This is a genomic window from Enterobacter sp. PP-008-ECC_S150 (assembly GCF_045257065.1).
Taxonomy (GTDB): Bacteria; Pseudomonadota; Gammaproteobacteria; order Enterobacterales; family Enterobacteriaceae; genus Enterobacter; species Enterobacter chengduensis.
On sequence record NZ_JBJHHG010000020.1, the window covers coordinates 32,829 to 46,672 of the forward strand.

Consider the following 13,844-nt stretch of genomic DNA (forward strand, 5'->3'; position numbering starts at 1 on the left):
CGGGCAACCGCCCCTCTTTAATAACGAGGGAATGCTATGTCGCGTCTGTTAATTGAGCCTGTTACGCCCGAGGAGCCGGGGTATATCGCCCTGAAGGCGGAAAGTATCGCATTGAATTTCAATATGCTGCGCAGGCTGGAAGAGAGCTGGCAGCGGGGTGAAAACCGCTTTAACGCGCCGGGTGAAAAGCTGCTAGGGGCGTTTCTGAACGGCAGGCTGGTGGGCGTATGCGGCCTCAACCGCGATCCCTTCAGCCAGCAGCCGCGCGCCGGGCGTATTCGCCATCTCTACGTCAGCGAGAAGTGTCGCGGGCTGGGTATTGGCAAACAGCTTTTAACCGTGGTGATGGCCGATGCCAGCATCTGGTTTGATTTTCTCAATACCCACGCGCCGGACAGCGCGTATGGGTTTTACCGCCGGGCGGGTTTTACGCGGGTCTCGGACGAACCGCGGGTGACGCACCGCCTTTTTTGTGCGGTGTAACCGGCTGGCAGCATCAGGGCGTGAATGTTACAGTTGAGTGACAATTCACCACCCGATACGCCATGACCATCACCGTATTCTGCATTTTGCTTTTTGCCGCGCTGCTGCATGCCAGCTGGAACGCCATCGTTAAGGCCGGAACGGATAAGCTCTACTCCGCGATAAGCGTCAGCGGCTCCGCCACGCTGATTGCGCTGGTGCTGCTCCCCTTCTCCCCACAGCCTTCTGCCGCAAGCTGGCCGTTTTTGATCGTCTCCTGCGCGCTACAGGTGGTGTATACCGTGCTGGTGGCGAAGACTTATCAGGTTTCCGATATGAGTCAGACCTACCCGCTGATGCGCGGCACCGCGCCGCTGCTGGTGGCACTGATCAGCGTTCTGGCGCTTGGCGATCGTCTCTCCTGGCTCGCCTGGTCCGGCATCGGGGTCATTTGCCTGTCGATTCTGGCGATGGCGATGAACGGGCGCATGCAGTCCCGAAAAGGGATCTGGCTGGCGCTGCTGAACGCCTGTTTTATCGCGGGCTATACGCTGGTGGACGGCACCGGCGTGCGGCTGTCGGATACTGCCCTGGGCTACACGCTGTGGACCTTCTTTATGAACGGCTTCTGCCTGCTCGGCTGGGCGATGGTGGCGCGTCGACGCGAAGCCTCCAGCTACCTGCGTTTGCACTGGAAAAAGGGGCTGCTCGGCGGGGTTGGCACCATGGGCTCTTATGGTCTGGCGCTTTGGGCAATGACGCAGGCACCGCTGGCGGTGGTCGCGGCGCTGCGTGAAACCTCGATTCTTTTCGGGGCGCTGATCGCCTTTGTGCTTTTAAAAGAGAAGGTTGCGGGCCTGCGCATTGCGGCGGCGCTGGGTATTGCCGGCGGTGCCATTCTCCTGCGCCTCGCGTAAATCACTGGCAACATTAGTTGCCGTTTTTGTTTACAAATCCTGCCTTTCATCGTTCATCCATTCACCACCACAATGATTAAATTGTCATTTTACTGTGGTAGATTCCTCGCGCATTTATGGGAATGCGCAGTCACTTATTCTTCATTTTTCTCTTTTGGCAAAAGTATTCAGCGACATGAAAAAACAAAGGAACGTTAACTTATTGTTGATGCTGGTGTTACTGGTGGCCGTCGGTCAGATGGCGCAAACCATCTACATTCCGGCGATCGCCGACATGGCAAAGGAACTAAACGTCCGCGAGGGCGCGGTACAGAGCGTAATGGCCGCCTACCTGCTGACCTACGGCGTCTCGCAACTTTTCTACGGCCCGCTGTCCGACCGCGTCGGGCGTCGCCCGGTGATCCTGATCGGCATGAGCATATTCATGGTTGCGACGGTCATTGCGATGACCACCCATAACCTGACCGTACTGATTGCCGCCAGCGCGCTGCAGGGCGTCGGGACCGGCGTCGGCGGGGTGATGGCGCGAACCTTACCGCGCGATATGTACCAGGGCACCCAGCTTCGTCATGCCAATAGCCTGTTGAACATGGGGATTCTGGTCAGCCCGCTGCTGGCGCCGCTGATTGGCGGCCTGCTGGACACGATGTGGTCCTGGCGCGCCTGCTACGCCTTCCTGCTGGTGCTGTGCGTGATTGTCACCTTCAGCATGGCGCGCTGGATGCCGGAAACGCGCCCAGTGGACGCCCCGCGCACGAAGCTTCTCGCCAGCTATAAGACGCTGTTCGGCAACGGTTCTTTTACCTGCTATCTGCTTATGCTGATCGGCGGCCTGGCGGGCATTGCGGTGTTCGAAGCCTGCTCCGGCGTGCTGCTGGGCGCAGGGCTTGGCCTGAGCAGTATGGTAGTGAGCATTCTGTTTATTCTGCCGATCCCGGCGGCGTTCTTCGGCGCGTGGTTTGCCGGACGTCAGAACAAGCGTTTCTCCACGCTGATGTGGCAGTCGGTGATCAGCTGCCTGCTGGCAGGGCTGATGATGTGGATCCCGGGGCTGTTCGGCGTGATGACCGTCTGGACGCTGCTCATCCCGGCGGCGCTGTTCTTCTTCGGCGCGGGGATGCTGTTCCCGCTGGCGACCAGCGGCGCGATGGAGCCGTTCCCGTTCCTCGCGGGCACGGCGGGCGCGCTGGTGGGCGGTTTGCAGAATATCGGCTCCGGCGCGCTGGCCTGGCTCTCGGCGATGATGCCGCAAACCGGGCAGGCTAGTTTGGGTTTGCTGATGACGCTGATGGGGCTGCTGATTTTACTGTGCTGGCTGCCGCTGGCGTCGCGTGTTCCGCATCACGAGCAGCCGGTTTAACGGCATGATGGCCCGGCTTCTCGCCGGGCTTTTCACAAACGGGCGTCATCATCGCCTGCAAAAGCGGCTCCGGCGCAGGCCGCCAGGCTCCCTCTTCCCCGTCGTAAAACTGGAAATCTGCGTTAAGCGCATACGGGATTTTCGCTTTTTGCAGCTCGCAGGCCATAAAGGTGGCGAAGGCTATTTGCGAGGCGGTTGGCGTGACGCGGCTTGATTCACCTACGCCCCAGCCCCCGACCCAGCTAACGTGCCCGGTTTTTTGCTGCCAGCGCAGTGCGGTATTGATGCGGTTATGGATAGCCGCTTTCTCCGCCGCCGTGCCGGACGTCCACGGGTATTTACCGCTGTTTTTTAGCGGCCCCCACGGGAAAATATGCCACTCCGCCAGCAGGTAGTTCTGGCTGTGCGCGGGCAGCTTCAGGCTGGATAAATCCTCCGGCGCGGCGCGCAGGCGTGGTGCAATGAAGATCATGCGCTGCGGGTCGATATCGTGGATTGCCTTAATGGTTTTTTCATACACGCGGTTTAACGACGCCAGGTTGTGGTTAAGCTTGTCGGCCGGCTCGTAAATGAGATCAAACCCCAGCAGCGGGTAGCTCTGGCCGAAATAGTGCGCCACGGCAATCCACCAGTTGATGGTCTCTTTCTCGTTATCGGCTTTCGGGTCGTTTTTATATTCGTCAGCCTGGTACGCGACTATCGGGATCACGCCATACTGCTCGCAGGCCTCCACCAGCTTGCGCAGGTGGATCAGCCGCGCTTCCGTCGGCTCATCGGCCACGCGGATGCGCACGTGGGTAATGCCTTTAGCACGAAAATCGCGGACCTCCAGCGGGTCGAATTCACGTATCCCGCGCTCGGTGCGCGCCCAGTCCACATCCATCCCGACGCCCAGCTGCTGCGCATAACGGGCAGCCGTCAGCGGCGGCTCGGCGGCAATGGCCCAGCCGGAAGAGATCAGTAATGCAGAGACAATAAAAGGCTTTAACACGGTTTACCCTGGATAAATCGAAAGCATTACCTGTATTTAGCACGCTTTTTCACATTTGGTGTAGCGCGAAAGCGTAATAATTCTTCAACCTGCCCGTTCTCTCAGCCAGCCGATAAAGGCATCTATTTTCGGCCACTGACGGCCAGAAAGCGTTGAAATATAGTAGTGCTGATGACATTTCAGGGTCTTGTCACCAAACGGGGCGATCAGCTCACCCCGTTCGAGCCGTTTCTGCACCAGCCGCTTTCTGCCCATCGCCACGCCGACGTGGTTGATGGCCGCAATAATCGCTAAATCTGAGCGATCGAAACCAATGCCCGACGATGGCGGCATATTCACCGCAAAATGCTGCGCCCAGCTCAGCCACTCATCCGTGCCGGAATCATTGCTCCAGGCCTGACGGTCGTGCAGCAGCGTACAGTGGCCGAGGTTATCGGGATTTTTCAGCAGATCGTGCTCGCGGGCATACTGCGGTGAACAGACGGGCAAAATCTCCTCGTCCATCAGGAAGTGATGAGAAAGGTTTTTTGGCGGCGTATCGTCGAAATAGAGCGCCAGATCGACGCCCGTTCGCTGCATATTAACGTAGTCATTGCCGGTCAGGACGGTGAGTGAAATCGACGGGTAGCGGCGGGTAAAGTCGCCCAGCATGGGCACCAGCCAGCACTGAGCGATCGACGGTCGGGAGTAGATCGTCAGCGTGCCGGAGAGCGCCTGGTTTTTAATATCCAGGATCTCCTGATTCAGGGTGTCCAGCGACGATTTCAGCGTCCAGTAAACGCGTTTTCCCTCCGGCGTCAGCTCAACCTTACGGTGCGAGCGGACAAACAGCTGAATACCCAGCTCCTCTTCCAGCAGGTTGATGCGGTGACTTACCGCGCTGGGGCTGAGCGAAAGCTCCGCCGCCGCCAGGGCGAAGGACTCATGCCGGGCGGCCACTTCAAAGGTGTACATTTTTGAAAGCTGCCAGCCGTTTAGCAGCCGATTCTGAGCATCCGTCACGCCTTTCCTCCGCGTTTGATCCAATCTGGCTCACCTGAAACGCAATATATATCATTTGTCAGTATGCCTCTTTTTTTATCCAATACCCCACACGACCCGATTGCGACGAGATGAACAATGGCAAACGCACGCGCTGCGGCCCTGACCGCACAGTTCCCTCTGATTGAGGATTTGATAGCCCTGAAAGAAACGACCTGGCTTAACCCGCGCACCACCACGCTGGCGGAAGGATTGCCTTACGTCGGGCTGACCAAAGCCGACGTGGACGACGCGCACGCGCGCCTCAACCGCTTCGCGCCGTATCTGGCGAAGGCCTTCCCGGAGACGGCAGCCACGAATGGGATGATTGAATCCGAACTGGTCGCCATTCCGGCCATGCAGGCGCGGCTGGAGAAGGAATCTGGCAAAACCATTCCCGGCACCTTGCTGCTGAAAAAAGACAGCCATCTGCCGATCTCCGGCTCGATTAAAGCGCGCGGCGGCATCTACGAGGTGCTGACCCACGCGGAGAAACTGGCGCTGGAAGCCGGGTTGCTGAGCGTTGAAGATGACTACAGCATCCTGCTGGAGCCGCGCTTTAAGGACTTCTTCAGCCAGTACAGCATTGCGGTAGGCTCTACCGGCAACCTGGGGATGTCCATCGGCATTATGAGCGCACGCATCGGCTTTAAGGTGACGGTGCATATGTCCGCCGACGCCCGCGAGTGGAAGAAAGCCAAACTGCGCAGCCACGGCGTCATCGTCGTGGAGTATGAGCATGACTACGGCGTGGCGGTGGAACAGGGGCGCAAGGCGGCGGAAAGCGATCCGAACTGCTTCTTCATTGACGATGAAAATTCCCGCACCCTGTTCCTGGGCTATGCGGTGGCGGGCGAGCGGCTGAAGGCGCAGTTTGCCGCACAGGGCCGCGTGGTGGATGCGGAACACCCGCTGTACGTCTACCTGCCTTGCGGCGTCGGCGGCGGCCCCGGCGGCGTGGCGTTTGGCCTGAAGCTGGCCTTTGGCGATAACGTCCACTGCTTCTTCGCGGAGCCCACGCACTCCCCGTGCATGCTACTGGGCGTCTACACCGGCCTGCACGATGAGATTGCGGTACAGGATCTGGGCATTGATAACGTGACGGCGGCGGACGGGCTGGCGGTCGGGCGCGCGTCCGGCTTCGTGGGCCGCGCGATGGAGCGCCTGCTCGACGGGTTCTATACGCTTTCCGATCGGAGCATGTACGACATGCTCGGCTGGCTGGCGCAGGAGGAAGGCATTCGGCTGGAACCGTCCGCGCTGGCGGGCATGGCCGGACCGGTACGCGTTCAGTCAGATGCCAGCGTTACCCACCTGGTATGGGCAACCGGCGGCGGGATGGTGCCGGAAGACGAGATGGCGAAGTATTTAGCACAAGGTCGTTAACCGTAGGCCCGGTAAGGCGTAGCCGCCACCGGGCTTATAAGCCCGCAATTTGCTGAAGGTGAGTAACTGCAAAAAGTAAAGACAGAGACAGCACGGCCAGCGCGATCAGGAACTTATCCCGCACCGCTTTCGGCTGTATAAAATCGTCCTGCGCCACGTCCATCAGGTTACGGCTGCGGGTATAGCGCCATAAAACGATCGCCACCAGCGCCAGCACAACAATCGAGATCCAGAACGGCACCCCCGTGCGGTGCCAGTTGTGCTTAATCGCCAGGGCAATCAGCGCGCCATACCCCAGCAGCGTGCGCAGCCAGGCGAGCGACGTCCGCTCCGGCTGCAGGCCGGGGTCCGCTTCGCGTCGCGCTTTGCGGCTATCCGCCATAGAACACCAGCACCATCACCACGCCCGCCACCGCCAGCAGGATCGCGCTGATGATGAGTAACCCGCGCGTGTAGGGCAGATCCTGCTTCAGGCGCATTGCCTTCTCGTTGCGCAGCCAGCGCAGATAGCCGTAAATCGCCAGCACGCCCGCGAACAGGCACAGCAGCAGCGCCAGCACCTCGCGTATCAGCGGCGTGGCGAAATCAGGCGCAAGCTGATCGAGCCCCACCCCGGCGGCAAGAAAGCCCAGCGCGGTGCGGATCCACGCTAAAAACGTGCGCTCATTAGCCAGAGAGAAGCGGTAGTCCGGCGCTTCCCCGAGGCGGGAAATTTTCATGAAGGTTCCTTGTCGTGCTGCGGGCAGGCTTCAGCATAGCGTAAATCGACAAGGACAAGGAGACCGGCATCGGGCGATGCCGGTCAGGAAGGTTAGTGCAGCTCTGGCCAGTAGCCTTTATTGGCCTCGATCAGGTCATCCAGAATCGCTTTCGCAACGGACGCGCTCGGCACGGTTTTGGACAGGGTAATCGCCTGCCAGAGTTTCTGATACGAGCGCTGCTCCCAGGCGTCCACTACCAGTTTTTCCACCGCCACCTGCTGGCTCATCAGCCCTTTCTGGAAGTGCGGAATATCGCCCACCGTAAGCGGCTCCGGTCCGTTATGGCCCACCAGACATGGGATCTCCACCATCGCATCGGCATCAAAGTTATGAATGGCCCCGTTATTTGGCACGATCAGCAGCATCCGCTCCTGGGTATTAAAGGCAATTGCCGTCGCCAGATCGACGATGTACGACGCATGTTCGTCGATTTCCAGCTCACCGGCGGAGGATTTGCCCGCCTCGATAATTGCCCGGCAGGAACTGAACACGTGCTTCTCACGGTGATCCATCACTTCATTGGCGCGGGTGCGTTCCGGGTTGGAATGCGCGACCACGTAGTCCGGGAACAGGTAGTATTTCAGATAGGTGTTCGGCATGGTGTCCGGATCCAGCGCCTGCACGTCTTTTGCCTTGGCGAACGTATCGTTCCAGCTCGCTTCGGTATGCGCATCTTCTGAAGGCGGCACATAGCCGTTTTTCGCCACGTATTCGCGCAGCTTCGGCATCAGATCGTTGCCGTTGAGATCTTCAATCGACGTCCACCAGCCGAAGTGGTTCAGGCCGTAGTAGCGCACGCGCATCTCTTTGCGGTCTTTCAGGCCGACAATCTGCGCCATACGCCCTTCAATGCCGATCGGCATATCGCAGATGTTGAGGATTTTGGCGTTTGGACGCAGGCGACGCGTGGCCTCCGCGACAATCGCCGCCGGATTTGAGTAGTTCAGCATCCACGCGTTCGGGGAGTACTGCTCCATATAATCCACCAGCTCCAGCACGCCGCCGATAGAGCGCATGCCGTAGGAGATGCCGCCCGGCCCGCAGGTTTCCTGGCCCAGCACGCCGTGGCGCAGCGGGATCTTTTCATCTTTTTCACGCATCGGGTATTTGCCCACGCGGATATGCGCCATCACGAAATCCACATCGCTAAACGCCGCTTTCGGATCGGTGGTGTAGCTGAATTCAATCTCCGGCGCCTGCTCCTTAAGGATGATTTTGCACGCTTCGGCGATGGTTTCCTGACGCGCGCCGTCGTTGTCATAGAACTTCAGGGCGCGCAGCGGGAAACGGTCACGGTTGGCTAACAGCATCAGGACGATACCAGGCGTAAAGGTGCTGCCGCCGCCTGCAATGACAACTGAGAATTTTTTCATGATATAGCCTCTGTCAGGGTGGTTTGTTCATTCGATAAAGGGGTTTTCATCAGCGATTCCAGCTGGTCGCGCACCTGAGGAACGTGCAGACCGACAATCACCTGAATGCCGTTGCCGCGTCGCACCACGCCGTGGGCGCCGAGGGCTTTGAAGACGTCATCGCTTTGCGTTTTGGCCATATCGACCAGGGTGATACGCAGGCGGGTGGCGCAGTTGTTGATGCTCTCGATGTTGGCCGCGCCGCCGAGCGCCTGCAGGAATCCGGCGGCCTGTCCGACCTGCTGGCTGGCCGCCGCCGGGGCGGTAGTTTGCCCGCGCGCCGCCTTATAGTCGGCCTTGCTGTAGAGCTTGATTTCGCTCTCCTCCCGGCCCGGCGTTTTGAGGTTCAGACGCGCAATCAGCGTTTTGAAGACCACGAAGTAGATGCCGGTGAAGCAGACGCCGATAGCGATCTGGATGAAGACCGTTGAGGCGTGATTGTGGAACATCGGGATCCAGTTTTGCGGCAGGAACTGGTCCAGCAGGCCGCCGCCCATGTTGCCGACCACGCCGAAGGTGTACATCACCGTTGCCATGGTGGCTGCCAGCACGGCGTGAACGGCAAACAGCAGCGGTGAGATAAACAGGAAGGTGAATTCAAGCGGTTCCGTAATGCCGACGAGCACGGCGGTGAGCGTGGCCGGTATCAGCAGGCCCGCCACCTTGACGCGGTTTTCCGGCGACGCGGTGTACCAGATCGCCAGCGCAATCCCGACCGAACCGAACACTTTGGCGTTGCCGTGCAGCGCGAACCCGCCTTCCGGGAAGAGGGTTTTCAGCGGCAGGGTGCTCTGGCTGAATTCCTGCAGGTGCTGCGCCCAGTAGACCTGGATCCCGCCCTCCACCGCCGCCGGGCCGAAGATGAACGGGCCGTAGACGAAGTGGTGCAATCCGGTTGGAATCAGAATGCGTTCCAGGAAGGTATACACCCACACGCCCAGCGCACCGGCGGAGCGCAGGAACGCCTGCAGTGACTCAATGCCCATCTGCACTTTCGGCCAGCCCAGCAGCGTCAGCCAGGCGCAGGGGATCATGACGAAGAACGCGAGGATAACAACGAAGGAGCTGCCCTGGAAAATCCCCAGGAAAACCGGCAGCGGCTTGTCGAAATAGCGGTTGTGGATGGCGGTGACGATGCCCGAAATCACGATGGCGCCGATGATGCTGGTATCGAGCGTTTTGATCCCGGCAATCATCGCCAGCCCGCTTCCGGCGGTCGGTTCGGCGGAGAAGTCGACGCCGAAGAAGTGGCCCCAGGTCATCCCCATCGCGTTGATGAAGTAGTTCCAGGTCAGAAAGCTAATCAGCACCGCCAGACAGGCGCGGCCCTGCGCCTGCTTCGCCAGGCCAATCGGCAGGCCAACGGCAAAAATCAGCGGCATATTGCGAAACACCGCCCAGCCGCCTTCTTCAATGATGTGAACAATTTGTGCGAACAGATTATCAGGGGCCGTTAAGGCTTCGCCGACAAACAGCGGATTGCGAAGCATGATGGCGATTCCCACCACGATCCCGGCGAAGGGGAACAGCAACACCGGGGTAAACATGGCACCGCCGAAACGTTGTATTTGACTGAGCATTTTTAAATCCTCATGAAACAACCTGTAGGGGTAGAGGCCTTTATGGTTTTTTGCTGGCCTGAGGTGAGCATAAGAACTTACTGATGCGCGAACATGGCGTGCCGCTGCGATTCGTGATCGCATTCATGGTTTTATTTTGACCAATCAGGTCTACTTTTCGTTGTAAATATGGACATGTGAAGACGTAACCGACGCCATAATGGGGGCAGAGAGGTCTACTGGTGATCTACAAATCTATCGCCGACAGATTGCGGCTGCGGCTGAATTCGTCGGACTACAACATCGGCAGCCCGCTGCCCGGCGAAAAAGCGCTGGCGCAGGAGTTCGGCGTGGCGCGCATGACCATTCGCAAGGCGCTGGATCTCCTCGTGGGCTGGGGGCTGGTTGAACGACGGCACGGGAGCGGAACGTTTGTCTCGCGCAAGGACGTTCACCACGAAACCACCAACCTGACCGGGCTGGTGGAGGTGCTGCGCCAGCAGGGAAAAGAGGTGCAGAGCAAGGTGCTGCAGTTCGAAGTGATGCCCGCGCCGCCCGCCATCGCCAGCCAGCTGCGGATTCAGGTGGATGAACGGATCTACTTTTCCCGGCGGGTGCGCTACGTGGACGGAAAACCGCTGATGCTGGAGGACAGCTTTATGCCGGTGAAGCTGTTCCGCAATCTGTCGCTGGCGCATCTGGAAGGGTCAAAGTTTGATTACATCGAGAAGGAGTGCGGGATCACCATCAGCGGCAACTACGAGAGCCTGACGCCGGTGCTGGCCGATAAACAGCTGGCGGGTTATATGAACCTGCCGGAACAGACGCCGCTGCTGCGTATCACCTCCCTTTCCTACAGCGACAGCGGCGAGTTCCTCAATTATTCCGTGATGTTCCGAAATACCAGTGATTATCAGGTGGACTACCATCTGCGGCGCATCCACCCGGACGACCTGCTAGCCCATCCCCCAGAACAGCACCGCCAGTAGCTGCGGGGTGATGATGCGCAGGAACATCACCAGCGGGTAGACGGTGGCGTACGAGAGCGCCGCCGCGCCGCTGGTGGCGTGCAGGTTGTTGGCAAAGGCCAGCGCGGGCGGATCGGTCATGGAGCCCGCCAGCATCCCACACAGCGTCAGGTAGTTCATTTTGGCGAACATTCGCGCCAGAATGCCCACCGTCAGCAAAGGAATCGCCGTAATAAAGATGCCGTAGCCGACCCAGCTCATCCCTTCGCCCTTGACCAGGGTATCGACAAAATCCCCGCCGGACTTCAGCCCGACCACCGCCAGGAACAGCACGATACCCAGCTCGCGCAGCGCCAGGTTGGCGCTCGGCGGCATAAACCAGTAGAGCTTGCCGATGCAGCCGATGCGCCCGAGGATCAGCGCCATAATCAGCGGCCCGCCCGCCAGGCCCAGCTTGAGCGCCACCGGGAAGCCCGGCACGTACAGCGGAATAGAGCCGAGCAGCACGCCGAGCCCGATGCCGATAAACACCGGCAGCATCTGCACCTGCTGCAGTTTTTGCTGGGCGTTACCCACCATATCCGCCACGGCGTCGATGGACGACGGGCGGCCGACCAGGTTGAGGATATCCCCGAACTGCAGGCTGGCCTCCGGGCTGGCGACCAGCTCAACACCCGCACGGTTAAGCCGGGAGATCACCACGTCGTAGCGCTCTTTTACCTGCAAATCGCGTATTTTCTTGCCCAGAACGTGCTCGTTGGTCACCACAACGCGTTCCACGCGCATATCGGTGCCGCGGGTTGAGAGCGAAGTATCCACTTCCTGGCCAATCACCAGCCGCGCGTTGTTTAAGTCCCCGGGCTGGCCGACCAGGTGCAGCAGATCGCCCTGCTGAATAACGGTGCCGGGCGCGGGCACCATCAGCATATCGTCACGCTTGAGGCGGGAGCAGATGATGTTGGCGCTGTTCAGGATCGGCACGTCCTGAATCGCCATATTGTTCAGGTTGGGGTTATCAACCCGAATGTTGATGGTTTTGATCGGCATATGGCCGTTGGTGAGCGTGGTTTCGTGGTCTTTCGCCTCTTTGTCGACGTTAATGCGAAACAGGACGCGCACCAGCCACATGGAGAGGAGAATGCCGCAAATCCCAAACGGATAGGCCATGGCGTAGCTCATCCCCATCTGGTCGACAATGCCGGGTTCTATGCCCAAATCGCGCAGGATTTGCTGCCCGGCACCGAGCGCGGGCGTGTTAGTGACCGCCCCGGAGAAAATGCCCAGCACCACGGGCAGCGGGATATCGAAGATTTTGTGCAGAATGGCGGTGACCAGCCCGCCCATCACCACGATGCCGAGGGCAAACAGGTTGAGCCGTAATCCGGAGACCCGAAGAGAGGCGAAAAACCCCGGCCCTACCTGAATACCGATGGTGTAAACGAAGAGGATCAGGCCGAACTCCTGCGTAAAGTGGAGCATTTCGGCGCTAAGGACCAGCCCGAGCTTGTCGGCAAAGTGCCCGACAAAAATGCCGCCAAACAGCACTCCGCCTATCCCAAACCCGACGCCGCGGATTTTGATATTCCCTATCCACAGGCCAACAACAGCGACCAGGGCCAACACGCTAACGGTTAACGCGATATCACTCATGATCCACTTCCTTGGCATAACCTTAGTTATGGTAAGGATTCTCTCAGAGCCGTCGGCTGTTGTATGGGCGATGGCGCACAAAAAAGCCCTGCCGGGGCAGGGCTTTGTGCAGTCTGTGAGTATTGTCGGGTGGCGGCTGCGCCTTACCCGACCTACAGGTTCGGCGGACTTGTTAGCTGTTTAACGCTGGCCGGTCGCTAATGGCGATACGCTGCGGCGCGATGGCATCCGGCACGTTACGGGTCAGGTCAATATGCAGCAGCCCGTTGGTGAACGTTGCGCCGGAGACGTCCATATGGTCTGCCAGGGTAAAGCTCAGGCTAAACGGCTGGTTAACCAGCCCCTGGTGCAGCCATTTGGGTTCGGTCTCTTGTTTTTCCGGCGTACCCTTCACGGTCAGGCGAGTGCCTTCGAGCTGGATGTCCAGATCCTCCTGGCGGAAGCCGGCCAGCGCGAGGGTGATGCGATAGTGGTTATCGTCGCTTTTTTCGATGTTGTACGGCGGAAACGTCTGTTGCTCGGTGGTGCTTTGCAGGGCGTTGGCCAGTTTGTCAAAACCAATCCACTGACGCAGCAGGGGGGATAAATCATAGTTACGCATACTAAATCTCCTTCTGAGAAGCGAGTTCGGCACAGTTTAATTTTGTGCGCAGTTGTTCCTGCAAATCCGGATGGATTCGCATATGCTCCCGTTACGGCAAGCAAGTCTGGGTGGGCCGCGTTTGCGACCCGCATAATTAGTTAATTTCGATACGGCGCGGTTTTTTCTCTTCCGGAATCACGCGTTCCAGTTCGATAAACAGCAGGCCGTTGACCAGGTTCGCGCCCTTGACGTGAATGTTCTCGGCTAACTGGAACTTGCGTTCAAAGTTGCGCTCGGCGATGCCCTGGTAGAGGTAGGTACGTTCTTTCTGCTCGGCCGTATGGGAACCTTTCACCACCAGCAGGTTGTCCTGCGCGGTGATCTCCAGTTCGTTTTCTGCAAAACCGGCCACGGCAATGGCGATGCGGTAGTGGTTTTCGTCAACCAGCTCAACATTGTAAGGAGGGTAGCCGTTGCTCTGGCTTTGGTTATTTTCTAAATGGTTAAACAGGCGGTCAAAACCAATTGCAGAACGGTATAGCGGAGAAAGATCGAAGTTACGCATAAATAAAACTCCTGAAATCAGCGAGAAATTGTAGCCTTCCACCATGGACAGGCCTTTGCGCCCCCGAACACCCATCAGGCGAGTTCGTTATCGGGCCACAATCATAAAATGGGTCTGCAACCGGGCTTTTCAAGCGCGACGACTGCACTTTTTTTTGCACTTTCCTGCATCTCGCTTAGACTGGGACAACAGCACAAAGGGTTAAATTGC

General features: G+C 58.8%; 14 protein-coding genes and 1 other annotated feature. Of the genes, 5 read left to right on the forward strand and 9 right to left on the reverse strand.

Annotation, left to right across the window (positions count from 1 at the left end; translation table 11 throughout):
• Positions 1 to 36 precede the first annotated feature (36 nt).
• The 3 genes from ACJBF3_RS19870 (at position 37) to emrD (ending at position 2,739) form a co-directional block, all read left to right on the forward strand.
• Positions 37 to 483 (forward strand): GNAT family N-acetyltransferase, encoded by a 447-nt coding sequence (locus ACJBF3_RS19870; RefSeq protein WP_045328667.1) that lies wholly within the window; start codon positions 37 to 39, stop codon positions 481 to 483.
• Between the two features lie 62 nt (positions 484 to 545).
• Positions 546 to 1,379, forward strand: coding sequence for an EamA family transporter (locus tag ACJBF3_RS19875; protein WP_045328669.1), 834 nt, complete (start codon positions 546 to 548; stop codon positions 1,377 to 1,379).
• 175 nt (positions 1,380 to 1,554) lie between these two features.
• Positions 1,555 to 2,739 carry a multidrug efflux MFS transporter EmrD gene (gene emrD / locus ACJBF3_RS19880; protein WP_045328712.1) on the forward strand — a complete coding sequence of 395 codons (1,185 nt, stop codon included), beginning with the start codon at positions 1,555 to 1,557 and terminating at the stop codon, positions 2,737 to 2,739.
• Here emrD and ACJBF3_RS19885 read toward each other — a convergent pair.
• Positions 2,642 to 3,730 carry a cellulase family glycosylhydrolase gene (locus ACJBF3_RS19885; RefSeq protein WP_045328671.1) on the reverse strand — a complete coding sequence of 363 codons (1,089 nt, stop codon included), beginning with the start codon at positions 3,728 to 3,730 and terminating at the stop codon, positions 2,642 to 2,644. The two genes, emrD and ACJBF3_RS19885, sit on opposite strands and share 98 nt — an antisense overlap.
• A gap of 84 nt (positions 3,731 to 3,814) precedes the next feature.
• A complete protein-coding gene (gene dsdC / locus ACJBF3_RS19890; RefSeq protein WP_045328673.1) occupies positions 3,815 to 4,732 on the reverse strand; it encodes a DNA-binding transcriptional regulator DsdC in 918 nt (305 codons plus the stop codon).
• Positions 4,733 to 4,849: 117 nt separating this feature from the next.
• On the opposite strand from dsdC, the gene dsdA reads away from it, so the two are divergent.
• Positions 4,850 to 6,136 (forward strand): D-serine ammonia-lyase, encoded by a 1,287-nt coding sequence (gene dsdA, locus ACJBF3_RS19895; RefSeq protein WP_045328675.1) that lies wholly within the window; start codon positions 4,850 to 4,852, stop codon positions 6,134 to 6,136.
• Between the two features lie 34 nt (positions 6,137 to 6,170).
• Here dsdA and ACJBF3_RS19900 read toward each other — a convergent pair whose 3' ends face one another.
• The 4 genes from ACJBF3_RS19900 to ACJBF3_RS19915 all read right to left on the reverse strand — a co-directional run bounded on the left by ACJBF3_RS19900 (position 6,171) and on the right by ACJBF3_RS19915 (position 9,889).
• A complete protein-coding gene (locus tag ACJBF3_RS19900) occupies positions 6,171 to 6,518 on the reverse strand; it encodes a DUF202 domain-containing protein (RefSeq protein WP_045328676.1) in 348 nt (115 codons plus the stop codon).
• Positions 6,508 to 6,855 carry a YidH family protein gene (locus tag ACJBF3_RS19905; RefSeq protein WP_024907384.1) on the reverse strand — a complete coding sequence of 116 codons (348 nt, stop codon included), beginning with the start codon at positions 6,853 to 6,855 and terminating at the stop codon, positions 6,508 to 6,510. Before ACJBF3_RS19905 ends, ACJBF3_RS19900 begins: the two co-directional genes overlap by 11 nt.
• Positions 6,856 to 6,947: 92 nt before the next feature.
• Positions 6,948 to 8,270, reverse strand: coding sequence for a 6-phospho-alpha-glucosidase (locus tag ACJBF3_RS19910; RefSeq protein ID WP_045328677.1), 1,323 nt, complete (start codon positions 8,268 to 8,270; stop codon positions 6,948 to 6,950).
• Positions 8,267 to 9,889 (reverse strand): alpha-glucoside-specific PTS transporter subunit IIBC, encoded by a 1,623-nt coding sequence (locus ACJBF3_RS19915; protein WP_045328679.1) that lies wholly within the window; start codon positions 9,887 to 9,889, stop codon positions 8,267 to 8,269. Before ACJBF3_RS19915 ends, ACJBF3_RS19910 begins: the two co-directional genes overlap by 4 nt.
• A 221-nt stretch (positions 9,890 to 10,110) precedes the next feature.
• Between ACJBF3_RS19915 and ACJBF3_RS19920 the strand changes: the two genes are divergently transcribed.
• Positions 10,111 to 10,857, forward strand: coding sequence for a GntR family transcriptional regulator (locus ACJBF3_RS19920; RefSeq protein WP_032644234.1), 747 nt, complete (start codon positions 10,111 to 10,113; stop codon positions 10,855 to 10,857).
• On the opposite strand, the gene ACJBF3_RS19925 is transcribed toward ACJBF3_RS19920, so the two are convergent.
• From ACJBF3_RS19925 to ibpA, 3 genes are all read right to left on the reverse strand, one after another.
• The gene (locus ACJBF3_RS19925) at positions 10,825 to 12,486 is read right to left on the reverse strand and encodes a putative transporter (RefSeq protein WP_045328681.1); all 1,662 of its coding nucleotides are present in this window, start codon (positions 12,484 to 12,486) and stop codon (positions 10,825 to 10,827) included. The two genes, ACJBF3_RS19920 and ACJBF3_RS19925, sit on opposite strands and share 33 nt — an antisense overlap.
• A 172-nt stretch (positions 12,487 to 12,658) precedes the next feature.
• The gene (gene ibpB, locus ACJBF3_RS19930) at positions 12,659 to 13,087 is read right to left on the reverse strand and encodes a small heat shock chaperone IbpB (protein WP_045328682.1); all 429 of its coding nucleotides are present in this window, start codon (positions 13,085 to 13,087) and stop codon (positions 12,659 to 12,661) included.
• A 136-nt stretch (positions 13,088 to 13,223) separates the two neighbouring features.
• The gene (gene ibpA / locus ACJBF3_RS19935; RefSeq protein ID WP_008500162.1) at positions 13,224 to 13,634 is read right to left on the reverse strand and encodes a small heat shock chaperone IbpA; all 411 of its coding nucleotides are present in this window, start codon (positions 13,632 to 13,634) and stop codon (positions 13,224 to 13,226) included.
• Positions 13,628 to 13,699: a sequence feature (ROSE (Repression Of Heat Shock gene Expression) occurs in the 5'-region of heat shock genes and acts as an RNA thermometer to modulate expression.), on the reverse strand. (Overlaps the previous gene by 7 nt.)
• Positions 13,700 to 13,844 lie beyond the last annotated feature (145 nt).